Raw genomic sequence first — 21,627 nt, 5'->3', positions numbered from 1 at the left:
AGGCCATCGCGTCTAGACTCAAATCTGTTCATTCAGGACAGCAGAACTTATCCAGATAGTAAGGGGAACCTATGGATTACGCGTTACCGTTGCTGGTCGCTGTGCTGGCTTTAGGGTCAGTGATGTTGAGCGCCAACGCCCGTCATCAGGGGGCTTTCTTTCGGGGGCAGTCCGCCGATGGTCAGGCGCCGGGATTGTTGACGTTAATTTTTTCGCAGGTGACAACCTGGGTGTTTGCCCGTTCGCTGATGAATGCGGCGATTCTCGGCTTTTATTACGGTCTGTGGGGCACGCTGGCTTACGCGGCTTACTACCTGTCATTTCTGACCGGGGGACGGATCATCGATAGCCTGCGCTTCGAACATGGCTTTGACAGTGTGCAGGACTTTCTTCGGGCTCGCTTCGGACGTTGGGGTACCGGCTGTTACAACGTGGTGGTCGGAGTCCGGCTGATCAGCGAGGTATTCGCCAACCTGTTGGTCATCGGTCTGCTGTTCGGGGTGGCCGGTAGTCAGAGTTATGTACTGGCTATCGTCGGTTTTGCGCTGGTGACCCTGTTCTATTCGATGCTGGGCGGGCTGCGGGCCTCGCTGCGTACCGATCTGTACCAGATGATGATTTTCCTGCTGGTGCTGGTGCTGCTGCTGGCATTGACCTTCAGCAGCGGACATTTCGCCGTTGCCGACCTGATGTTTAAGCCATTTGAGATCAGTGAGCCGGGACCGATCCTGTTGCTGGTGGCGCTACTGCAGGTGTGGTCATACCCGATGCATGATCCGGTGATGATGGACCGTGGGTTTCTGGCTGACCGCAAAACCACCAGCAGCAGTTTTCTGCATGCGGCCTGGATCAGTAGCTTCTGCATTCTGGCCTTCGGTGCGCTGGGGATTCTGGCCGGTGCACACCAGGCCAGCGGTGAAGCCATGAACGAGGTGCTGACCCGCCTGTTGGGTGAGGTGCCGATGCTGGTGTTCAACATGGCATTGGTGATCTCTGCGATGTCGACCCTCGACAGCACCCTGTCCAGCTCGGCAAAGCTGGTAGCCGTGGACATGGGTGTACTGAAGCCGGAAGTTCGCAATGGGCGTACCGTAATGGCGCTGTTTATGGCGCTGGGGCTGGGTTTCGTCTTCCTGGGCAACAAGGACCTGTTCAGTGCCGTGGCGGTCAGCGGTACCGCCTCGATGTACCTGGCACCGGTTATCTTCTTCTCGCTGTGGGGTAAGCGTCGGGATATCCCGGTTTGGAGCTACCTGGTCAGCTTTGTGCTGGCACTGGGTGGTGCGGTGCTCTACTTCACCGAGTCCTCCGGCTACAGCGTGCTCATGGGTGACAGTCACAAGTACACCAAGCTGTTGTGGATCTCTGCGACCGTATTGGTGGGAGGCTGTCTGGCATTCTGGCTCGGCGGTTTGCTGACACCGGCCAACCAGCCGCCTAAGTCACGTAGCAGCGCGTTGGGATCCGCTGCCGGATGAAGACACTGGATCTTGGATCTCTGTCGGGACCGTTACTGATCTTTGGCGGACCATACGGCAACCTACAGGCAACCCAGGCGCTTCGACGAGAGTCGGAACGTCTGGGGCTGAGTCCGGCGCAGGTTATCTGCAACGGGGATCTGGTTGCCTACTGCGCTGAGCCGCAGCCGACGGTCGACTTCCTGCGCGACTGGGGTGTGACCCTGATGCAGGGAAACTGCGAGCAATCGTTGGCGGAGGGGGCGATCGACTGTGGCTGTGGTTTTGAGCAGGGCTCAACCTGCAGTCTGCTGTCACAGCAGTGGTATCGCTTCTGTATGGAGCATACGGATGCGTCAACCCGTGCCTGGATGGGAACCTTGGCAGGGCAGTTACGATTCGAACTGGCAGGAAGAAAGTGCCTGGTCATCCATGGGGGCTTGAGCCGAAACAACCGCTTTTTGTTCTCGGACACCGATGAGCAGGCGTTTACCGAAGAGTTGAAACTGACCGATGCCGAGCTGATTGTCGGTGGACACTGCGGCATTCCGTTTGGACGAACGGTAGCGGGAAGGCATTGGCTCAATAGCGGTGTGATCGGTATGCCGGCCAACGACGGTAGCCGCGATGGCTGGTATCTGTTGCTGCAGCCTCTGGAAGGCGCTGGCTTGAAGGCCAGCTGGCATCGGTTGGCGTATGACGCTGAGCTGGCGGCCCAGCGGATGCGACTTCAGGGGTTGGATAATGGCTATGCCCAAGCCCTGATCAGTGGTGTTTGGCCCAGCAACGATGTGCTACCCCAGGCACTTAAAGTGCTTCAGGGGCAGCGTTTGACCCTCTCATCCCTACATTTCTAATGGGCCAGCTGTCCCTCGTAAGTGATTGTTTTAGTCCTGACTACTGACATCTGGTCAACGGAGTCGATAGAATCAGCGCTGTATTGCAGTCGAATCTGTTGCAGGGGCAACCTGGCTGCGCTCGTTAGCCATTAATAAGACGCTGATCTATGACGAATACCGAACATCCATTTGCCCCCTTTGTCCGAATTCTGGGCAAAGGTAAGAAGGGGTCGCGATCACTGACCGCAGAAGAAGCGCAGCAAGCGATGACGATGATCCTCGATCATCAGGTAACTCCGGAACAACTAGGTGCATTTCTGATGCTGCTAAGGGTCAAGGAGGAGAGCCCAGAGGAGCTTTGCGGCTTTGTTAATGCGGTGCGCGAGCAGATGAGTAAGCCGCTTCCGCTCAAGGCTGATCTGGATTGGTCGACCTATGCGGGTAAAAAGCGTCACCTGCCGTGGTATTTCCTGGCCGCGCTGACGTTGGCAGACAGCGGCGTCAATGTATGCATGCACGGTGCCCGTGGTCATACGGCGGGACGTATCTATATCGAAGATATGCTGGGGCAGTTCGGTCTTAAGGCCGCGCGCAGTTGGTTCGATGCAGAGCTGGATCTGAATGAAACCGGAATCTGTTATCTACCGTTGGAGCTGATCAGCCCGGAGCTTTCACGGATCATCAACCTTCGTCCGATCCTCGGTCTGCGTTCGCCGGTACATACTCTGAGCCGGCTGATCAATCCGCTGGATGCTCCTTATCGGATCGACGGGGTGTTTCATCCCGCCTATGGCCCGATGCACCAGCAGACCGCTCAGTTACTGGGCCAAAGTAACAGCGTCACGATTCGCGGTGACGGAGGTGAAGCTGAGATTCGACCCGATGCCGACTGTACCCTGCAGTGGGTTAAACAGGGGGAATATGAAGACCAGGTATGGCCGCGCTTGTTAAGCAAGCGACTGACCCGCCCCGACAATCTAGACCCCAGCGATCTACTGAGTATCTGGAAGGGTGAGCAGAGCTGCGAATACGGCGAACACGCGGTTACCGAAACGCTGGCCGTGTGCTTAGTGCTGATGGGTAAGGCCGCTTCCATTGACGCTGCTCGAGAGCAGTCAGTGTCCCTATGGCAGCAGCGAAATCGACAGCGTTATGGTTAAGCCGTCCAGCTTAGCCTGATTGACCGCGGGCCCTGGATTGGATCAGCGGTCGGCAAGTACCTCGTCCAGGCGCTGAATCAGGGCCTGGTCGGTGTACTTGGGTGACAGAACAAAATAGATATCCCAGTCCTTGACGTTCTGAACACCAAGTCCATTAATCGGCGCCTGTCGCAGGGCGGTTTCAGCCGGACGCCGGTAGCCGAGCATATAATCCCCTTGCTGCTGCGACAGCATCTCAAAGGCCTGCAGGTGATCTTTAGCCATCTGCAATTTGATCTGATTGGCGGGGTCGCTGAGTTGACGGAATAGTCCACCATAGCCGTAGCCCCGAATGACAACCACCTTCTTACCACGCAGCTCTTCGATATTGGATACGGCGGGTTTATCGCCGATCCAGTAGCTGTTGAGTTGTAAATTGCCTACCGGGTTGATGCTGTAGCGGGCGCGCTCGAGCAACAAGGGATGCTGGATTAGCATCAGCAGGTCGGTCTCGCCGTTGATATTTCGTTCCAGTAACTTGCCGGTGGGGTCGAACCGCCCCTGCCAGCGGCAGCCCAGCTTAGCCATCACCCGGTCCAGCTCGTCAATCAGGATACCCTCGGCCGCCCCGGTTTCCGTTTCGCTATAGAACGGAGGAAATTCGAAGAACCCTACTCGAATGGGAGTGTCGCTACAGTCCGTTGCGCTGACCTGCAGGCTGTGTAGCCCCAGAAGTAAGAGGGCAAATATCGGTAGTCGATGCTTCATAGAACGAGACTGCTCTGTTCGTCCGTTGGTAGGCTGCCCTAGCAGACAGAACTGTTGGGCGCTCTGGTGTATCCGAGGGCGTTGAAACCCGCATGGAACACCTTGTCGGGCTATACTTGGGCAGCGCTCTTAGCCTTTGCTGGAGGCTATATGAGGTACTCCATACTGATACTGCTCGTAGGGGTCTGTTCGGCCCAAGCGTCGCAACCATTGGTCTGTGATGTTAAGGGAAGTGATGATCGTTTTCTACTCTATCCGGAGCAGCAAATATATCGTTCTAAAAGCTATGATGTTTATGCCCTGATGGGAGGGTTGACGCTGGCTACGGTATCGCGCCAATCGTTGAAATTCCTGCGCATCACTCAGTTGAGCCTGTTGCCTCAACCTGATCGATTACAGCTGTTCGAGGGGCAATGTCACCCTGCTTCCAATACCGACTGAAGTGGTTCAAAAGACCGCATTAGACTGAGGGTTTGTCCGAAACTCTGCTAGACTGCCGGCCGAATTTTGCAGGAGTCAATGATGTCGAAACGATTCGAAGTCGTCGATATTCAGCCCGGTTTTGTTGTCATCGATAAGTCCGCCGAGGTGAGCTTTCATTCAGAAGCGGAGCAGCCGGGTCTGGTAACGGAGGTCGAAACCCAGCTGGGGGTGGAGAAACTGTATCCCGTCCATCGACTGGATCGTATGACGTCAGGATTGTTGTTGTTGGCAACCAGTGCGGAGGCGGCCGAGCAGCTTAATCGGCAGTTCCGCCAGGGTACGGTTCAAAAGTACTATCTGGCGCTTTCGGACCGTAAGCCGAAAAAGAAGCAGGGGCTTATCAGCGGCGATATGGCCAAAGGACGTCGAGGCAGCTGGCGTTTGCTGAAATCGAAGCAAAATCCGGCAAGAACCCGGTTTTTCAGTGTCGGGCTCGGAGATGGCTTGCGACTCTATCTGCTGAAACCGTTGACCGGTAAAACACACCAGATACGTGTTGCATTGAAGAGTATCGGGGCACCTATTCTAGGGGATCGGCGTTACTACCCGTTAGATGCAAACCAGCAAACACTCCGGCCTGATCGTGGTTATCTGCACGCCTATGCCATCGGTTTTGAATTTGACGGTGAACATCACCGCTATCGGCTACTACCCCGGCAGGGAGGCTGGTTCCAGAGTGAGCTCGTTGTCGACCAGCTGCAACGGCTGGGTGACCCCGATCAGCTTGCCTGGCCAGATTGAGGCTCAGTGCCTGCTAAAGGGATTCATCAAGGATGGTGAAGGACAAGAAGGTCGTGAACAGCCCAAGGGTGATGATGAAGTGGGCTAGCGGGAAAAGTAGCATCAGGATACCGCAGGCGATCCACAGGGCGCGGACAATCTTCTTTTTGGCTCGGTAGCGGGGAGTTTTGGTCGCTGCACTTGATTCTGTCAGCAACCAGTTCCATCGGCCGGAACTCCAATCTAATCGCAGCACCTGCAGCAGCAGGTAGAGTCCTGTGGTCATGGTGCCCCCCTAGACTGATGTGGTGGTTATGGCTGTCGCTTGAGAAAACTATAGCACCGGGGTTGCGCGAGTGGTGCTGAAGCGAAGATCGGTTGCCTAAGGAGAGGAGAGTGCTGAAACGCTAAATCCTGTTAAGACAGAACTGCAGGCATCCCATAAACACAGGCGCCTCTGCTGTACTGTTATGCTGATACCGGGGCTCAGCGAGCCCCTTTGCCGAACAGTACCACTTCCATCGTTTCAATCAGTATCATGGTGTCGAGCAGGAAACTGAAGTTCTTGATGTAGTAGAGGTCGTACTGCAGCTTTTCCTGCGCATCTTCGGTTGATCCACCATAGGAGTAGCAGATCTGAGCCCAGCCGGTCAGGCCGGGTTTAACCATATGGCGATCGCCGTAATAGGGGATCTCTTCGGTCAGTTTTTCTACAAATTCGGGCCGCTCCGGGCGGGGGCCGACGAAACTCATATCACCGAGCAGGACATTGAGCAGCTGTGGCAGCTCATCGATTCGGTATTTGCGGATAAAAGCGCCGACTACGGTTACCCGATCATCATTCTTACGCGCCCATACGGCGCCATTGGATTCGGCATCGACCCGCATGCTGCGGAACTTGAATATCTGGAAGGGCTCACCATTCAGCCCGACGCGAGTCTGGGAGTAGAAGATTGGGGCTCGAGGGCCGCTTTCCAGCATGATCAGCAAGGTGGTGATCAGGGTTAAGGGCAGGGTGGCCACCAGCATGGCAATGCTGATACAGACATCAAAGAGTCGCTTGAAAGCCCGGATTACTGCGTCATTGGTTTTGTAACCCCGGGAGTAGATGATCCAGCTAGGGTTGAGCAGATTCAAAGGAATTTTACCGCACTCTTTCTCGATAAAGGTGGTGACATCGGTGACATAGGTCCCGCCGACACGGCAGCGATAGAGTTCGTCCATCGGCAGGGCGCCACGGCGTTGATCGGCGGCAATAACGATCTCGTCGATATGGTTTCTCTGGGCGTATTCACACAACCGATCCATATTCACATTACGCCGCTTGTCTTCCGGAATGGCGGTTTCAATCTGCGACATGGGGACGAACCCCAGCAGGTTAAAGCCACGTCTGTCGTTGGCGCGACGCAGGCGCTGTTCGATGATCTGGGCTTTCTCGCCGGCGCCAAGAACCAGGACCCGACGGCGGATAAAAGCGGTCTTGGCTAGTTTGCTGAAGCAGTAACGGATGAGGCAGACGATAAAGAACGACAGTACCAGCGAGATGATGATCGCCTTAGGGGCAATCTCGAGAAACGGAATAAAGTAGAAGAAGACCGCCTGGGCCACCGAGGCCAACGCAAAGCTGATAAAAATACGTGCCAGCTGTTCGTGGGGTTCGCCGCGCTGGCGTGCATGGTAAAGCCCCATGCCTGCCATCGACAGGGTTACCACCAACACGAAGGTGATACAGTCGGCGCAGAGCAGGTGGTCAAAAAAGCCGGTGTAGTTGGTTCCGGAGAAGTTGATCCCCAAGAAGAGGCAAGACAGCATCGCAACGGATTCGAATACCGCAAGTCCAAAATAAGTATGCTTTACAGAAGGCTTTCGAACCCTGGAAATGTTGGACATGCTCTCCTTTCCTTAACGCCAGATTCCCCTTTCTTGAGACAACGGGACAACAAGAAAAAAGCGATGATATTCGATGCAGCGATGGGAGTATAGCAGTGACAGTTGTCAATTTATTTTACAACTTGAAGTTTATGCCACATTTAATGCCATAAACCGCTAGAAACCGGCGACCTAACCAGAGTATGGCCGAATCAAGCAGGAACAGAGCTGATTTCAGGTTGAGCAAGTAACTTCATAATCAATGATTGATAGGGGTGGGTCCGCTCCTTTATGCTTGCGCCACCCAAGCTGGTGCATCACAAAAGATTGAATGAAGGTAGGAGTTGCTATGCAGGTGGAGCAGTTGTTAGAGCGCGCGCGGGCGTTGGAGCCGATTCAGTTTAGCGAGCTGATGGATGTGATAGAGCAATACTATGAGTTTACTCCAACCGCATTCCGTAACGGTGAGTTATCCAATTCGGAAGATCAGAATCAGGGTTCCTGCAAACTGCTGGCTTTTGCCCTACAGCACCAATTGAGCGTAGAGCAGACCCTGAATCTATTTGGAGATTATTATCATCAGGAAGTGCTGGGCGATCCGCAGGGTAGCGCCCATGGGAATATTCGGGCGTTTATGCGTAGTGGTTGGGAAGGTGTTAGCTTTGCTGCCGAGCCATTGCGGCTGCGTGCTTAGTCGATGATGTCGGCTTAATCTGGAGGCCCGCCGATCAAGCGGGCCTTTTTTGTTTGCAACGAATTAGGCTGCTCGATTCTGGCTCAGGAGCTGACGCAGGCTGTCCAAAGCTGCTGCAGCACAGACCGAAATGCTATCCTGAGGCTGCCCGATAGGCTGCTGCTGTTTCATCCAGCAGAAACGGGGTTGCTTGACCAGTCTGTAGCCTCTCTGTTGCAGCTTGTCAGCGCGTAGCTCCTCAATGGGTAACTCTCGCAACAGTTGCTGGTCAATGGCACGGTGATTTTGATCTTCGATCCGCAGTTCACCGGTTAACGCGAGCTGATAGCGGCTGTCCAGGGCATCAGCCTCCAAGATAACTTCGAACTGATGATCGGTATCGCTAGCCAGTAAACAGGCCAGTTGGATGGCCTCAATCTGGTCGTGTTGATGAAAAGGTTCGGTGGAGAAGAAGTAGCCATCGGTGGCCAGGGCGAAATCCGTCGCGTGTTGATGCGGCATCCTTAAAGCCTCGTTGTTGTTATTCTGGGTGTTATTTTGGGGCGCTACTCTACTGGATTAACCAGACGAATGCTAGGGCTATTGGTCTAGGTTGACGACCTCAATCAAGCCGTTGTTCTGCATCACCTGATAAACCTTACGTGCCCGCTTGGTCAGTTTGTGAATATCTCCCAAGCTGGGCTGTTCACCACGGTCGAGTCGGGTTTGCCACTCTTCAAGCTCCATGTCGATGAACTCCAATAGCTTTTTTGAACAGCCTTGGCAGGGGCCGCGACACAACTGCGCCTCGTCCATCTCAAACGGAAGCGCCTGGCGAATTTGCCCCAGCAAGAGTCGCATCGCGGTGTGACAATCCGGTTTCATGGACGATTGATGTTGTCTTCAGGAGGGGGCGGCAGTAACGATCTCAGCGTTACTGCCGCTGTTTGATCAGGAGGTGATGGGTTGGAGCTGTTCGGGCGCCACATCCTGATCCAGATAGGCCATTCCGAGAATGTTGAGGTATGCCATCCGATCGGCGCTGCGCAGGTCGATATCAGGGGCTGCGAGGCCGCAACGTTCATAAATCGCAGCCACGAAGGGGAGGTATTTTTCCCCTTCGATCAGCAGCAGGCTGGCGGCGCCGACGTCGGGTCTAACTTTGGCGTTAATCTCGTCCGGTAGATTGATCGCGATCACCACCGGTTGTTCTTCCCCTTCGAAACGGACACTGCGGTCGCGAACGGTGCGTTCCGCCCAGTAGTAGGCCAGCTCTTTGCTTTGGGTCAGGAAAACCGGTTCGATCGATTCGGTGTAGCTATTACCAATGGTGGCCATGGTCTGCTTGGCGGCTTGTTTCATGGCTTGGTCACCGGAGCGCTTCAGGCCGTTTTCAACAATCGAGTCGACCAGGGCCGATGAGGTGCCGTGATACCAAACCTGGCCGGTAGCGAATCCGCTCTGGCTTAGAATCTGTTCAGCATCCTGAAGGTGTTCGGGGGTCTGGGTCATGAAAATTCTCACAATTGAATCTAGGTGTGCGCCACGCTGATGTGGCGACGTAGGCTATGGAGAGAATGGTAATAAAAAAAAGCCCCGCGGTTAAGCGGGGCTAAAGAGGGTTATCTCTGTTTGGGCAGGCCGGGGTAAGCCCGCCCGAGATTCAGTGCTTAGCTGAACTGGTTGGAAGTGTTCTTCGCACCACCAGCCTTCAGCGCGTTCTCACCCGCGTAGTACTCTTTGTGATCGTCACCGATGTCGGAACCAGACATGTTCTGGTGCTTAACACAGGCGATACCCTGACGGATTTCCTTACGCTGTACGCCGGCAACGTAGCCCAGCATACCTGCTTCACCGAAGTACTCTTTGGCCAGGTTATCAACAGACAGTGCAGTCGTGTGGTAAGTCGGCAGAGTGATCAGGTGGTGGAATACGTTCGCTTCACGAGAAGTGTCAGCCTGGAAAGTCTTAACGCGAGCATCAGCTTCGGCAGACAGTTCAGAGTCGTCGTACTCGGCGCTCATCAGGTTGTTACGGTCGTAGGCAGAAACATCCTTACCAGCTTCAACCCAAGCGTCATACGCCTGCTGACGGAAGTTCAGAGTCCAGTTGAATGACGGAGAGTTGTTGTAAACCAGCTTCGCATCCGGGTGTACCTTGCGAACTTCGTCCATCATGTCCTTGATTTCGTGAACAGTCGGAACAGCGGTCTCGATCCACAGCAGGTCAGCACCGGCATTGATCGCTTCGATACAGTCGAACACGCAACGCTCGTGGCCAGTGCCCTGACGGAATTGGTACAGACCGGAAGGCAGACGCTTCGGACGAACCAGCTTGCCGTCGCGGCTGATCAGTACGTCGCCTTCAGCGGTATCTTCAGGCTTAACTTCTTCGCAGTCCAGGTAAGAGTTGTAGACGTCGCCTTGATCGCCCGGCTCTTTAACTACTGCGATCTCTTTGGTCAGACCAGCACCTTCGGAGTCGGTACGGGCAACGATAACACCGTCATCAACACCCAGCTCCAGGAAAGCGTAACGCAGGGCGCGCAGCTTGGCGTGGAAGTCGGCGTGAGGAACGGTAACTTTACCGTCCTGGTGACCACACTGCTTCTCGTCAGCAACCTGGTTTTCGATCTGCAGAGCACAAGCACCCGCTTCGATCATCTGCTTGGCCATCAGGTAGGTCGCTTCAGCGTTACCGAAACCGGCATCGATGTCAGCTACGATCGGCACAACATGAGTCTCGTGATTGTCGATCTGAGCCTGAACTTCTGCTTCTTTGGCAGCGTCGCCAGCTTCGCGAGCCTTGTCCAGTTCGCGGAACAGCAGGCCCAGTTCACGGGCGTCAGCCTGACGCAGGAAGGTGTACAGTTCTTTTACCAGGCCAGCGACCGTGGTCTTCTCGTGCATGGACTGATCCGGCAGCGGGCCGAATTCAGAGCGCAGCGCCGCAACCATCCAACCAGACAGGTACAGGTACTTACGCTCAGTAGTGCCGAAGTGCTTCTTGATGGAGATCAGCTTCTGCTGACCAACAAAACCGTGCCAGCAACCCAGTGACTGGGTGTACTTGGTCTTGTCTTTGTCGAACTCAGCCATGTCGCGACGCATGATGCCAGCGGTGTACTTGGCAATATCAAGGCCGGTCTTGAACTTGTTCTGCGCACGCATACGGGCTGCGGATTCAGGGCTGATTGCATCCCAAGGGCTGCCGTTGGTGTCGCACAGGGCGGCGATGGATTCGATGTCTTTGCTCAGTGATGACATGGTCTCTCCTCACTTGCGTTATTGTCGCATCAGTTCATGTTTTAAGTTGTGCACTACTGTGTAGAGCTGAGTTGACTATAACCCTGGGATTTTCATCATTGAAATTTATATTGCATATGCTTGCTATTCTTTTTGTGAATGGTTGTGTCGGTTCGTGAGGAGTTGTGACTGCCCGGTGTCGGTTTGGTGATAGAAAAGGAGGTAGTTGGCGGCTAAATAATTTATCCTGTTTATCACCCTTATAGTGGGTATCCATTTGCTGAATAGAACTGAGTTGCCATGAATCTCGACCGTATCGATCTGAACCTGCTTGTTTATCTTGATGTGCTGCTGCGTGAACGCAGTGTCACCAATGCGGCGAATCAACTCGGGTTAAGTCAGCCGGCCATGAGTAATGGATTGCGACGGCTGCGTGACTTGCTGGGGGATCCGCTGCTGGTTCGTACCAGTGATGGTATGACTCCCACCGAAAGGGCTAATGAACTTCAGCCGCTGGTTCGTGAGGCCTTGGCCCAATTAGAAAAGGCGTTACAACCCAAGCAGCCGTTCGATGCCGGTCAGACCGAGCGGGTATTTCGGATCATGGCCAGCGATTACGCCGAAGCGACATTGTTTCCGGCGGTGCTGAAGCGGATTCGTGATGTCGCGCCAGGGGTCGTGCTGGATATCATGACCCCCAGTGATGTCAGCTTCCTGGACGTAGAGCAGGGCAAGGTCGATATGGTGATCAACCGTTTTGATGCGATGCCCCAATCCTTTCATCAGAAAACCATCTGGCATGATGGCTTTTCCTGTGTGCTGAGCAGCAATAATCCGATCTGCGATCAGTTCGATCTCGACCACTATATAGAAGCTAACCATATCTGGGTCAGTAAGACCGGTTTCGGTGCCGGCGTGGGGATCAACCCGCAGGATGTTCAGCGCCTAGGCTGGGTGGATGGCGCCCTGAATAAGCTGGACAAGAAACGTAATATCACCGTCTTTACCCGCCATTATCAGACCGCGATGCTGTTGGCCGAGCAGGAAGATCTGGTGGTTACGCTTCCTACGCGCGCGGCAAACTTGCGCCAGCATTCCAAGGGGATGGTTATCAAGACGCCGCCATTCCCGATTCCGGAGATCGAGTTAAAGATGGCCTGGAGTCCGCTGCTGCAGCACAACCCCGGCCATCAATGGTTGCGCAATGTGATCAGCGAGGCGGCGGAATCGGTACCCGAGGTGGTTTAACCCATTCGTACCGATTCTGAGTCGAGCCGATGGTACTGCTTTGGTATTCATCTGGTAAATACCGGGGATTATTTTGATAATCTAGGGAAATTGTTGCGCCCGCTTTACAATCGGGCGATAACGATTGGCCCATGCGCCACCGAATTGAACTTCGGGCGCGTCGAGCCAAATTATATAACCCACTGAACCTTAGAGGGATTCCTATGACCACGCGCACCCAAGTAGGTGGACTTCAGATAGCAACCGTTCTGCATGACCTGATTGCCGACAAGGTAGCGCCGGGGACCGGTGTTGAGCCGCAGGCGTTCTGGACCGCTTTCGAGGAAATCCTTACCGACCTGGCGCCGAAGAATCGAGCTTTGTTGGCGAAGCGCGATCAGCTGCAGGAGCAGATCGACGACTGGCACCGCAATCAAAATAATGGCCAAGGGGGCGCCGGTGATTTTGCCGATTACAAGGCGTTTTTGCAGCATATCGGCTACCTGGTTCCGGAAGGCCCCGATTTTGAAATCAGTACCGAAGGTGTCGAGCCGGAGATCGCCAACCAGGCCGGTCCTCAGTTGGTGGTGCCGATCATGAACGCCCGCTTTGCCCTGAACGCGGCCAATGCGCGCTGGGGTAGCCTGTACGATGCCCTCTACGGCACCGACATCCTGCCCGAAACCGATGGCGCCGAGAAAACCGCGCAATTCAACCCGGTACGTGGTGCCAAAGTTGTTGAGTATGCCCGTGGCGTGTTGAACCAAGCCGCGCCGCTCAGCGTTGGCGACCACAGCCAGTCCAGTGGTTATGCGATTGTTGATGGTCAGCTGCAGGTCACCCTGAAAGGCGGCGAGCAGAGCGCGCTCAGCGATCCGTCTCAGCTGGTGGGCTATCAAGGTGAAGCCGCCAACCCGACCGCAATTCTGCTGGTACACAACAATCTGCATATCGAGATCCAGATCGATCGTGAGCATCCGATCGGTAAGACCGATGCCGCCGGTGTTAAGGATCTGGTTCTGGAATCCGCCCTGACCACTATCATGGACTGCGAAGATTCCGTCGCTGCAGTGGATGCTGATGATAAAGTTCTGGCTTACAGCAACTGGCTGGGCTTGATGCGCGGTGATCTGGAAGAGGTGATGGAGAAGGGGGGTAAGACCATTACTCGCCGTCTCAACGATGATCGTCGCTACACCACCACCGATGGTTCCGAGCTGGTGCTCAAGGGCCGTTCGATGCTGTTTATTCGCAACGTTGGCCACCTGATGACCAACCCGGCAATCATCGACAAAGACGGTAACGAGGTGCCGGAAGGCATCATGGACGGTTTGGTTACCGCCCTGATCGCGATGCAGGACCTGAACGGCAACGGCCAGCTCAACGGTAACAATATTCGTAACTCCAACGCGGGCAGCATCAATATCGTTAAGCCGAAGATGCACGGACCGGAAGAGGTTGCGTTTACCAATGAACTGTTCGGTCGTATCGAAGATGCGCTTGGCCTGCCTCGTTTCACCATGAAGGTTGGCATCATGGACGAAGAGCGTCGTACTTCGGTCAACCTGAAAGAGTGTATCCGTGCCGCCAAGGATCGTGTTGTGTTCATTAACACCGGTTTCCTTGATCGCACCGGTGACGAGATCCATACCAGCATGGAAGCCGGCGCTTTCGCGCCCAAGGGTGATCTGAAGACCCTACCGTGGATCCTGGCCTACGAAGATCAGAACGTGGATATCGGTTTGGCTTGCGGCCTGCCGGGTAAAGCCCAGATCGGTAAGGGCATGTGGCCGGTACCGGACAACATGGCCGACATGATGGAAGCCAAGATCGGTCATCCGATGGCCGGTGCCAACACCGCCTGGGTTCCGTCCCCGACCGCCGCTACTCTGCACGCGCTGCACTACCACAAGGTCAGCGTGCCGAGCCGTCAGCAGGAGCTGCGCAGCCGCGCTCGCGCCAATGTAGACGATATCCTGACAATTCCGCTGTTGGGCGATCGTCAGCTCAGCGCCGACGAGATCCAGAAGGAGCTCGACAACAACGCCCAGGGTATTCTCGGTTATGTGGTTCGTTGGGTCGACAGCGGTGTTGGTTGCTCCAAGGTACCGGATATCAACGATGTAGGCCTGATGGAAGACCGTGCCACCCTGCGGATCTCCAGCCAGCATATCGCCAACTGGTTGCGTCACGGCATCTGCACCGAAGAGCAGGTGATGGCAACGCTGAAGAAGATGGCCGCCGTGGTTGATCAGCAAAATGCTGCCGATCCTACCTACCGAGCCATGGCGCCTAACTTCGACGGTATCGCGTTTGAAGCGGCTTGTGACCTGGTGTTGAAGGGATGCGAGCAGCCCAGCGGCTACACCGAACCGCTACTGCATGCCCACCGTCAGGCGGTTAAGGCCCAGTAACCATTAACCCGTTGGGTTAATAAAACGGGTTAGACAAAGAAAGAGAGCCTTTGGGCTCTCTTTTTTGTTGGTTTCGTCAGGGGCGCTTGGGGGTGCTGGCTATGAATCAACGCCATCCGTGCCGGGCAGGCAGCGGCAGTAAAGCAGCTCCAGTTTGGCCAAGCAGGCAAAAACCATCAGACCGGTGCCGAAGGTGAAAGCGCTGAATGCCTCGACACCGCCAGGCAGATAGTGGTTTCCCGACAGTCGAAACAACCCGGCCAGCGCACAGATCAAAACGCCCAGAATGGCGGCGCCGTTGCCACTGAGCAATAGCAGTCGAGCCATGGTTCTCTCCTTTGATAATGGCTAAAAACCCAAGCCTAGCTCAAGGTATTGATTTTAGCCGTTTCCGACCCCTCGCTGACTTTGAGTAGCGGGCGTTTTTCGGTACTATCGGGCTACCATTTTTTGCGATGCGCAATAGCAACTCAGTGAGGAACTACCGTGGAAGCACGTCCTGCCGTCAAACCCCAAAACCCTAATTTCTCATCCGGTCCCTGCAGTAAACGTCCCGGTTACTCGGTGGCGCAACTGGATACCGCTACCTTGGGTCGTTCACACCGTTCTTCGTTGGGTAAAGCTGCACTGCAACAGGCGATCAACGATACCGCTGAACTGCTCGGCCTGCCCGAGGGCTACCGGGTCGGTATCGTACCGGCATCAGACACCGGCGCGGTGGAGATGGCGCTGTGGAGCTTGCTGGGTGCCCGCCCGATTGATGTCTGCTCTTGGGAATCTTTCGGCGCAGGTTGGCATGGTGATATCACCAAGCAGTTGAAGCTGGAGGTCAACCATATCAGCGCCGACTACGGTCTGTTGCCGGACCTGAGCCAGACCAACCCCGATCACGATATCGTTTTCACCTGGAATGGCACCACCTCCGGCGTCAAGGTCGACAACGCCGATTGGATCAGTGATGAGCGTCAGGGCTTGACCCTCTGTGATGCGACCTCTGCCGTGTTTGCGATGGAGATGCCCTGGGAAAAACTCGATGTGGTCACCTTCAGCTGGCAGAAAGTACTGGGCGGCGAAGGCGCACACGGGATGCTGATCCTGAGCCCGCGCGCAGTCGAGCGACTGGAGAGCTATACCCCGGCATGGCCGCTGCCGAAGATCTTCCGTATGACTAAGGGCGGTAAACTGATCGAAGGTATCTTTAAAGGGGCCACGATCAACACCCCGTCGATGCTAGCCGTGGCCGATTACCAGGATGCGTTGAATTGGGTTCGTGAGATCGGCGGCGTCGACCAAGCGATCCAGATCAGCAACGCCAGCCTGAAGGCGATCGAAGCCTTTGTCGACAGTCGTGACTGGATTCAATTCCTGGCCCAGAATCCGGCTCAGCGTTCCAACACCAGTGTCTGCTTGACCTTGGATCTGAGCGATGAGCAGGTCAAGGCGTTGGTCAAGTTGCTCGACTCCGAAGGGGTCGCTTACGATATCGGTGCTTACCGGGATGCACCTGCCGGTCTGCGGCTCTGGTGCGGAGCCACGGTAAACACCGCCGATGTTGAAGCCTTGCTGCCCTGGCTTGAGTGGGGTTACCACCAAGTCAAGAACAGCTAAACCATGATTTTAAACGGCCCGCTTCAGGGCCGTTTTGCTTTCTGCCCTATAAGGCCAGCGAGTTCGAACAATAATAACGATATCCAATACATAATTATTCCAAATAAGGCCCACTATGTATCAAATTCGCACATACAACAGTATTTCTGTCAAAGGTCTGGATCGCTTCCCTCGCGATAGTTACGAAATTGCCAGTGAACTGCCGAATCCGGATGCCTTCTTGCTTCGTTCCCAGAAGCTGCACGACGTTGAATTTCCAGAGACTCTCAAAGCGATCGCCCGCGCCGGCGCCGGGGTCAATAATGTTCCATTGGCCCGCTGCACCGAGCAGGGTATCGTGGTGTTCAATGCCCCCGGAGCCAATGCCAATGCGGTGAAGGAGTTGGTCCTGGCGGGGCTGCTGCTGGGTTCGCGGGATATCTACCAGGGAATGCGCTTTGTCGACGAGCTGGAACCGCAGGAAGGACTCGATCCGCTGCTGGAGAAAGAGAAGAAGCGCTTTGCCGGCTCAGAGCTGCGCGGCAAGACCCTGGGTGTGGTCGGGCTGGGTAATATCGGTTCGCTGGTGGCCAATATGGGATTGGATCTTGGGATGCAGGTCTGCGGTTATGATCCGGCGATTTCGGTCGAAGCAGCGTGGCGTTTGTCGAGCCGGGTCCAGAAAATGGACAACCTCAACAGCCTGTTTGCCAAGTGTGACTACATCAGCCTGCACCTGCCGGCAATTGAAGCAACTAAGGGGCTGATTAACGAGTCTCTGCTGGCCGGAGCAAAGCCCAACGCGGTGTTGCTGAATTTCGCCCGTGGTGAGATCGTCGATAAACAGGCGATACTGGATGCGCTGAATGAAGAGCGCTTGCATCGCTATGTCTGTGACTTCCCGGCCAATGAAACTCTCGGTCATCCGAAGATGCTGCAGATGCCCCATATCGGCGCCAGCACCGCCGAGGCGGAGGAGAACTGTGCCATCATGGTGGCCGATCAGCTGATCGATTTTCTCGAGAACGGCAATATCCGCAACTCGGTCAATTTCCCCCCGATCGAACTGGCGCGGACCACTCCGGTACGTTTGACGATCACTAACCGTAATGTCCCTAAGGTGTTGGGTCAGATCACCGCCATCATCGCCGAGTACAACCTCAACATCGTCGATATGTTGAACAAGAGTCGTGATGAGTTGGCTTATAACATCATCGACCTGGAAGAGGTGCCCTGTCAGGCCTCGATCGATGCGCTAAGCGCTATCGAGGAGGTGATTAACTTACGCATGATCAGCCACTGATTGATCGTTTACGCGAGTTAGTAAGGGGCGGCAGACAAGCCGCCCTTGTTGTTGGTTCGGCCTAAGCTGGCCTCTGAATCGGACCGAGACCGGCTTGTATTCAGACAGAGGTGATATTCCCGGCTTCCTGCGGCTGAAACTTTTTCAGTTGCATCGCTGCTCAAACGGGTGCTCGTTCGAACGCCCGTTTGACAATCGGGCGGGGCCCGGGCTTGGGAGCTGTATTAAAGTGGGCGCTTCAGGCTGATGATCTCGCCGCATCCCATATACTCCGACGCACCCAGTCGAGCCACCGGATCGAGCTGTGCGGTATCGACCTTCAAGCGTCCCTTGGCATCTCTGGTTGCGACCTGATCGTCGATGTAGATCTGTTTAATTTCACCAAAGATCAGCGACTGTGCGCTGTTGCCGATCTCGTCAACCCGGTACAGCTCGCAACCGAAGGCGACCCGGCTGCCCTTGAGCCTGGGCAGAGGGAATCCGTCGAAGGGAACGGTTTCCAGATTTAATTCATCAACTTCAGAAATCTCAGCCGGCAGGGTCATCGAACTCTGGTTCATTACTTCGAGTTGTTCGGCGCTGGTGATATGGACCACGAAGCGCTGGCGTTGCTCAATATTGACGCGAGTATCCTTGTGGCTGCCGTCGGGCTTTTTCCCCACCGAGATCATCAACAGCGGCGGATCGCTGCAAACAGCACTGAAATAGGAGAAGGGGGCCAGATTGAATTTGCCGTTGGCATGCTCCGACATTACCCAGGCGATAGGGCGCGGAACCAGAGTCTGGATCATATTGAAATAAACCTGGCTCGGGTTCAGTTCGGCGAGATCGATGTACATATCAAAGAGTCCGTATTGAAAAATTTTCCTGCAGTCCGGCAATCCTGCCAGACCTGAAAATTCGCCGCTAGGGCAGCTGCTATGCTTTAGGGCAGCGTGTCAGATCGTTGCGGTTGTGTCTATCCAAGAGCCTTAATTACGGTGCTTGCAGTCCCGTGAAGAGGTAGAGCTCATTTTACGTGAGGTTAGAGCGTGGAGTTCTCCGAAGTTTATCTGGGTCAAAAGATGGGGGCCTTGAAAGAGGTCATTCTGCAGCCGAAGCCAGACGGTTGGATCATGCTGCTACGTGACGAAGACGATGGCTTGCTGCCCTTAACCTGGGGCGGAAGGGCCTGCCTGTTTGACAGCCTTGGGCCGGCCGCCGAGCTGGCCCATCTGATCGGATTCGACAACGTTCGGGTACAGCGTCACTGATACCCGCTCCCCATCTTGTTCAACTACTCCAAGTTGGTTTGCGTTTGGCTAAAAAGGCATCGATTCCTTCGATCGCATCCTGGTGTTGCAGGTTACAGCTCATTACCTGGGAGCAGTCCTCATAAGCGTTAGCCAGGGGCTGGTTCAGCTGGCGGTAGAAAGCTTGCTTGCCGGTCTGAACGCAATAACCCGACTTTGCCGCGATGCTCTGAGCCAGTTCGGCAACGGTGGCTTGTAGCTGTTCGGCTTCGACAACCCGATTGATCAGGCCGATCTGGTGAGCCCGTTCGGCATCGATCATCTCCCCGGTCAGCAGCATCTCCATCGCATGCTTGGGTGCCAGCGATCGTGTTAGCGCAACCATCGGGGTCGAACAGAACAGGCCGATGTTGACCCCGGGGGTGGCAAAGCGGGCGCTATCTTCGGCGACAGCGAGATCGCAGCTGGCGACCAGTTGGCAGCCGGCCGCCGTGGCAATCCCGTGTACCTGGGCGATTACCGGTTGCGGTAGGTTGACCAAGGTCTGCATCAGGGTGGCGCAGCGCTCAAAAGTGCGTTGCTGCCGTTGCTTGTCCTGATCCTGTGTCAGCTGTTTAAGGTCATGGCCGGCGCAAAACCCCCGTCCGGCCCCCCGGATAACCACTACCTTAGCCTGCGGCTGCTGTGCCAGTCGCTGGAGTTGGTGGGTCAGTTGATCCATCAGCTCGTCCGACAAAGCGTTATAGGCTTGGCCCCGTTCCATCGTTATCCAGGCAACCCCTTGCTCAACCTTGAGGCTGACTAAGGGCTTGGTGCTGCTATCGAACATTGATCTTCTCCTCGGCAACTTGGTGCTGCGGTTGTTATTTTTTGCTCGAGTATACTGCGGCGTATGGAGACTGCTAACGCGACCAATGACTAACGTGGGATCCCCGTCCTGTATGGGCTGTCGTGATATGGTGATCAATCTTTGCTGAGAAAAAAGTAACAAAAGACGTTTTTTGTGTTCATAGATTTATAGGTTCGGGCTAATTGACATATGTAAATTTAGAGAATATGTTGCAATGAAACAATTACTTGCGCTAGGCCGAAGCTGAGCTATCTTATTCTTTACTGTTTTAGTCGGTTACTAACAGGCAGAATTGAATAAAGCAGTATCCCTGCTAGTGAGATGGAAGGAATTAGCTATGGTTGTTGATGAAGCGGTTACCGAAAACTTAGAGCAGTCGGCTGAGACTGCTGGTAGTCGGGGTTCGGGTTCTAAATTGAACAACCGTGACTGGGCAGCAGATGATAAGGGCAGTCCGGATGCAACCCAGCTGTACCTCAATGAGATAGGTGCAGCCAAGTTATTGACCGCCGAAGAGGAGGTCTACTTCTCACGCCGTTTCCATGCCGGCGATATGGCGGCCAAACAGCGTATGATTGAGAGCAATCTACGGCTGGTGGTCAAGATTGCCCGGCGCTACCTGCATCGTGGTCTGTCGATGCTGGATCTGATCGAAGAGGGTAATCTAGGCCTGATTCGAGCGGTAGAAAAATTCGACCCCGATCGGGGTTTCCGTTTCTCCACCTATGCCACCTGGTGGATTCGTCAGAACATCGAACGCGGGATCATGAATCAAACCCGTACGATTCGGCTGCCGGTCCATGTCACCAAAGAGCTCAACACCTACCTCAAGGCCGAACGGGAACTGGCCCAAGAGCTGGACCATGATCCGAGCTGCGAAGCGATCGCAGCCAAGGTCAATAAGCCGCTGGAGAAGGTCAAGCGGATGATGGAGCTTAAGGACAGTACCACCTCCATCGATACGATGGTCGGCAACGACAAGAAAACCCCGTTGCAGGAGATCATTGCCGATACCCAGTCCGAGAGTCCCGAACAGTGGTTGCAGAACACCAATCTATTTGGCCGTCTCGATGACTGGCTGCAGGAGCTGCCGGGCAAGCACCGTGAGATTCTGCAACGACGCTTTGGCCTGAATGGCTACGAGCTCTGCACCCTAGAGCAGGTCGGTGCCGAAGTAGGGCTGACCCGCGAACGGGTCCGACAGATTCAAATCGAAGCCCTCAAAATGCTGCGTGAAACCATGGAAAAGAACGGTTTGTGCAGCCAGGATTTGATGCAGTAAACTGCAAAACGCCCCTTAATCCCATCTACCGGCGGCCTTGAGCCGCCGGTTTTTTATGTATGACGAACAGTGACAGGGATCGTGCTTGGCCGGCGTGACCTGAGTGCTGCAACGCAGTAGGAATAAGCGATGAAAGTTGACCAGATCAACGGCTTCTTGGCTGAAGCCTTCCCCTACGCTGACTTTAAGGTGGAATCTGTAGGCGATAAACGCGCAGTCATCCGCCAACCGATCTCGGCCCAGCACCTTCGACCAGGCGGCACCGTATCAGGCCCAACCATGATGATGGTCGTGGACGTGGCGCTCTATACCGCAATTCTGGGCGAGTTGGGTAAGGTCGAGATGGCGGTCACCACCAACTTGAATATTAACTTCCTGCGTAAACCGGTGGCCGATAAAGATATTATTGGTGAGTGTCGGCTACATAAGGTGGGACGCACGCTGGTGGTGGGCGAAGTGAGTATCTTCTCGGATGGCTCAGAAGAGCCAGTTGCCCATGCGGTCGGGACTTACGCACTACCTGCGGGCTAGAGTGTTAG

General features: G+C 55.0%; 23 protein-coding genes. 13 read left to right on the top strand and 10 right to left on the bottom strand.

From position 1 onward, the window contains the following. Nucleotides 1-71 precede the first annotated feature (71 nt). The 3 genes from DV711_RS04785 (at nt 72) to DV711_RS04775 (ending at nt 3,456) form a co-directional block, all read left to right on the top strand. Nucleotides 72-1,478 carry an SLC5/6 family protein gene (locus tag DV711_RS04785; RefSeq protein ID WP_243633731.1) on the top strand — a complete coding sequence of 469 codons (1,407 nt, stop codon included), beginning with the start codon at nt 72-74 and terminating at the stop codon, nt 1,476-1,478. Next, nucleotides 1,475-2,314, top strand: coding sequence for a metallophosphoesterase family protein (locus DV711_RS04780; protein WP_114694491.1), 840 nt, complete (start codon nt 1,475-1,477; stop codon nt 2,312-2,314). Before DV711_RS04785 ends, DV711_RS04780 begins: the two co-directional genes overlap by 4 nt. A gap of 149 nt (nt 2,315-2,463) precedes the next feature. Then, a complete protein-coding gene (locus DV711_RS04775; RefSeq protein WP_114694490.1) occupies nt 2,464-3,456 on the top strand; it encodes a glycosyl transferase family protein in 993 nt (330 codons plus the stop codon). A 42-nt stretch (nt 3,457-3,498) separates the two neighbouring features. Here the strand turns inward: DV711_RS04775 and DV711_RS04770 are convergent, their stop codons facing one another. Further along, complete coding sequence (locus DV711_RS04770; RefSeq protein WP_114694489.1) at nt 3,499-4,203, bottom strand: type 2 periplasmic-binding domain-containing protein; 705 nt, start codon at nt 4,201-4,203, stop codon at nt 3,499-3,501. 150 nt (nt 4,204-4,353) lie between these two features. Between DV711_RS04770 and DV711_RS04765 the strand changes: the two genes are divergently transcribed. After that, nucleotides 4,354-4,644: a hypothetical protein gene (locus DV711_RS04765; RefSeq protein ID WP_133297398.1), complete on the top strand. Its 291-nt coding sequence runs from the start codon at nt 4,354-4,356 to the stop codon at nt 4,642-4,644. A gap of 81 nt (nt 4,645-4,725) precedes the next feature. Beyond that, entirely contained in the window at nt 4,726-5,427 is a 702-nt protein-coding gene (locus DV711_RS04760; protein WP_114694487.1) for a TIGR01621 family pseudouridine synthase, read from the top strand. A gap of 13 nt (nt 5,428-5,440) precedes the next feature. On the opposite strand, the gene DV711_RS04755 is transcribed toward DV711_RS04760, so the two are convergent. Beyond that, a complete protein-coding gene (locus DV711_RS04755) occupies nt 5,441-5,692 on the bottom strand; it encodes a hypothetical protein (RefSeq protein ID WP_114694486.1) in 252 nt (83 codons plus the stop codon). Between the two features lie 200 nt (nt 5,693-5,892). After that, nucleotides 5,893-7,218: a TIGR03013 family XrtA/PEP-CTERM system glycosyltransferase gene (locus DV711_RS04750; protein ID WP_165840003.1), complete on the bottom strand. Its 1,326-nt coding sequence runs from the start codon at nt 7,216-7,218 to the stop codon at nt 5,893-5,895. 412 nt (nt 7,219-7,630) lie between these two features. On the opposite strand from DV711_RS04750, the gene DV711_RS04745 reads away from it, so the two are divergent. Next, a complete protein-coding gene (locus tag DV711_RS04745) occupies nt 7,631-7,969 on the top strand; it encodes a HopJ type III effector protein (RefSeq protein ID WP_424398983.1) in 339 nt (112 codons plus the stop codon). Nucleotides 7,970-8,032: 63 nt separating this feature from the next. On the opposite strand, the gene DV711_RS04740 is transcribed toward DV711_RS04745, so the two are convergent. From DV711_RS04740 to DV711_RS04725, 4 genes are all read right to left on the bottom strand, one after another. Next, the gene (locus tag DV711_RS04740; RefSeq protein WP_114694483.1) at nt 8,033-8,470 is read right to left on the bottom strand and encodes a hypothetical protein; all 438 of its coding nucleotides are present in this window, start codon (nt 8,468-8,470) and stop codon (nt 8,033-8,035) included. A gap of 78 nt (nt 8,471-8,548) precedes the next feature. Then, the gene (locus tag DV711_RS04735; protein ID WP_114694482.1) at nt 8,549-8,833 is read right to left on the bottom strand and encodes a hypothetical protein; all 285 of its coding nucleotides are present in this window, start codon (nt 8,831-8,833) and stop codon (nt 8,549-8,551) included. A gap of 66 nt (nt 8,834-8,899) precedes the next feature. Continuing rightward, a complete protein-coding gene (locus DV711_RS04730; RefSeq protein WP_207802531.1) occupies nt 8,900-9,460 on the bottom strand; it encodes a hypothetical protein in 561 nt (186 codons plus the stop codon). Nucleotides 9,461-9,618: 158 nt separating this feature from the next. Further along, on the bottom strand, nt 9,619-11,214 hold the full coding sequence (locus DV711_RS04725; protein ID WP_114694480.1) for an isocitrate lyase: 1,596 nt from the start codon (nt 11,212-11,214) through the stop codon (nt 9,619-9,621). Between the two features lie 279 nt (nt 11,215-11,493). Here DV711_RS04725 and DV711_RS04720 point away from each other — a divergent pair, with 279 nt between their 5' ends. Both DV711_RS04720 and DV711_RS04715 read left to right on the top strand, forming a co-directional pair. Continuing rightward, entirely contained in the window at nt 11,494-12,441 is a 948-nt protein-coding gene (locus tag DV711_RS04720; RefSeq protein WP_114694479.1) for a LysR family transcriptional regulator, read from the top strand. 203 nt (nt 12,442-12,644) lie between these two features. Next, complete coding sequence (locus DV711_RS04715; protein ID WP_114694478.1) at nt 12,645-14,834, top strand: malate synthase G; 2,190 nt, start codon at nt 12,645-12,647, stop codon at nt 14,832-14,834. 99 nt (nt 14,835-14,933) lie between these two features. Here the strand turns inward: DV711_RS04715 and DV711_RS04710 are convergent, their stop codons facing one another. Next, complete coding sequence (locus DV711_RS04710; RefSeq protein WP_114694477.1) at nt 14,934-15,161, bottom strand: hypothetical protein; 228 nt, start codon at nt 15,159-15,161, stop codon at nt 14,934-14,936. Between the two features lie 159 nt (nt 15,162-15,320). Here DV711_RS04710 and DV711_RS04705 point away from each other — a divergent pair, with 159 nt between their 5' ends. Continuing rightward, complete coding sequence (locus DV711_RS04705; protein WP_114694476.1) at nt 15,321-16,442, top strand: phosphoserine transaminase; 1,122 nt, start codon at nt 15,321-15,323, stop codon at nt 16,440-16,442. A 115-nt stretch (nt 16,443-16,557) separates the two neighbouring features. Beyond that, nucleotides 16,558-17,724, top strand: a complete 1,167-nt coding sequence (locus DV711_RS04700) for a phosphoglycerate dehydrogenase (RefSeq protein ID WP_114694475.1) — start codon at nt 16,558-16,560, stop codon at nt 17,722-17,724. Nucleotides 17,725-17,948: 224 nt separating this feature from the next. On the opposite strand, the gene DV711_RS04695 is transcribed toward DV711_RS04700, so the two are convergent. Then, nucleotides 17,949-18,563 carry a flavin reductase family protein gene (locus tag DV711_RS04695; protein WP_114694474.1) on the bottom strand — a complete coding sequence of 205 codons (615 nt, stop codon included), beginning with the start codon at nt 18,561-18,563 and terminating at the stop codon, nt 17,949-17,951. A 192-nt stretch (nt 18,564-18,755) separates the two neighbouring features. Between DV711_RS04695 and DV711_RS04690 the strand changes: the two genes are divergently transcribed. Then, entirely contained in the window at nt 18,756-18,977 is a 222-nt protein-coding gene (locus DV711_RS04690) for a hypothetical protein (RefSeq protein WP_114694473.1), read from the top strand. A 19-nt stretch (nt 18,978-18,996) separates the two neighbouring features. Here the strand turns inward: DV711_RS04690 and DV711_RS04685 are convergent, their stop codons facing one another. After that, nucleotides 18,997-19,785, bottom strand: a complete 789-nt coding sequence (locus tag DV711_RS04685; RefSeq protein WP_114694472.1) for an enoyl-CoA hydratase — start codon at nt 19,783-19,785, stop codon at nt 18,997-18,999. A 358-nt stretch (nt 19,786-20,143) separates the two neighbouring features. Here DV711_RS04685 and rpoS point away from each other — a divergent pair, with 358 nt between their 5' ends. Beyond that, a complete protein-coding gene (rpoS, locus tag DV711_RS04680; RefSeq protein ID WP_114694471.1) occupies nt 20,144-21,088 on the top strand; it encodes an RNA polymerase sigma factor RpoS in 945 nt (314 codons plus the stop codon). A 129-nt stretch (nt 21,089-21,217) separates the two neighbouring features. Continuing rightward, a complete protein-coding gene (locus DV711_RS04675; RefSeq protein ID WP_114694470.1) occupies nt 21,218-21,619 on the top strand; it encodes a PaaI family thioesterase in 402 nt (133 codons plus the stop codon). The last annotated feature ends 8 nt before the right edge of the window (nt 21,620-21,627 follow it).

Source organism: Motiliproteus coralliicola (assembly GCF_003345655.1).
Taxonomy (GTDB): domain Bacteria; phylum Pseudomonadota; class Gammaproteobacteria; order Pseudomonadales; family Balneatricaceae; genus Motiliproteus; species Motiliproteus coralliicola.
The sequence above is the reverse complement of the archived record's forward strand: the minus strand, read 5'-3'. Positions and strand labels throughout refer to the sequence as shown.

Coding starts and splice junctions, on each gene's coding strand:
- DV711_RS04785 (WP_243633731.1), top strand. CDS start 72: ATGGATTACGCGTTACCGTTGCTGGTCGCTGTGCTGGCTTTAGGGTCA.
- DV711_RS04780 (WP_114694491.1), top strand. CDS start 1,475: ATGAAGACACTGGATCTTGGATCTCTGTCGGGACCGTTACTGATCTTT.
- DV711_RS04775 (WP_114694490.1), top strand. CDS start 2,464: ATGACGAATACCGAACATCCATTTGCCCCCTTTGTCCGAATTCTGGGC.
- DV711_RS04770 (WP_114694489.1), bottom strand. CDS start 4,203: ATGAAGCATCGACTACCGATATTTGCCCTCTTACTTCTGGGGCTACAC.
- DV711_RS04765 (WP_133297398.1), top strand. CDS start 4,354: ATGAGGTACTCCATACTGATACTGCTCGTAGGGGTCTGTTCGGCCCAA.
- DV711_RS04760 (WP_114694487.1), top strand. CDS start 4,726: ATGTCGAAACGATTCGAAGTCGTCGATATTCAGCCCGGTTTTGTTGTC.
- DV711_RS04755 (WP_114694486.1), bottom strand. CDS start 5,692: ATGACCACAGGACTCTACCTGCTGCTGCAGGTGCTGCGATTAGATTGG.
- DV711_RS04750 (WP_165840003.1), bottom strand. CDS start 7,218: ATGCTGTCTTGCCTCTTCTTGGGGATCAACTTCTCCGGAACCAACTAC.
- DV711_RS04740 (WP_114694483.1), bottom strand. CDS start 8,470: ATGCCGCATCAACACGCGACGGATTTCGCCCTGGCCACCGATGGCTAC.
- DV711_RS04735 (WP_114694482.1), bottom strand. CDS start 8,833: ATGAAACCGGATTGTCACACCGCGATGCGACTCTTGCTGGGGCAAATT.
- DV711_RS04730 (WP_207802531.1), bottom strand. CDS start 9,460: ATGACCCAGACCCCCGAACACCTTCAGGATGCTGAACAGATTCTAAGC.
- DV711_RS04725 (WP_114694480.1), bottom strand. CDS start 11,214: ATGTCATCACTGAGCAAAGACATCGAATCCATCGCCGCCCTGTGCGAC.
- DV711_RS04720 (WP_114694479.1), top strand. CDS start 11,494: ATGAATCTCGACCGTATCGATCTGAACCTGCTTGTTTATCTTGATGTG.
- DV711_RS04715 (WP_114694478.1), top strand. CDS start 12,645: ATGACCACGCGCACCCAAGTAGGTGGACTTCAGATAGCAACCGTTCTG.
- DV711_RS04710 (WP_114694477.1), bottom strand. CDS start 15,161: ATGGCTCGACTGCTATTGCTCAGTGGCAACGGCGCCGCCATTCTGGGC.
- DV711_RS04700 (WP_114694475.1), top strand. CDS start 16,558: ATGTATCAAATTCGCACATACAACAGTATTTCTGTCAAAGGTCTGGAT.
- DV711_RS04695 (WP_114694474.1), bottom strand. CDS start 18,563: ATGTACATCGATCTCGCCGAACTGAACCCGAGCCAGGTTTATTTCAAT.
- DV711_RS04685 (WP_114694472.1), bottom strand. CDS start 19,785: ATGTTCGATAGCAGCACCAAGCCCTTAGTCAGCCTCAAGGTTGAGCAA.
- rpoS (WP_114694471.1), top strand. CDS start 20,144: ATGGTTGTTGATGAAGCGGTTACCGAAAACTTAGAGCAGTCGGCTGAG.
- DV711_RS04675 (WP_114694470.1), top strand. CDS start 21,218: ATGAAAGTTGACCAGATCAACGGCTTCTTGGCTGAAGCCTTCCCCTAC.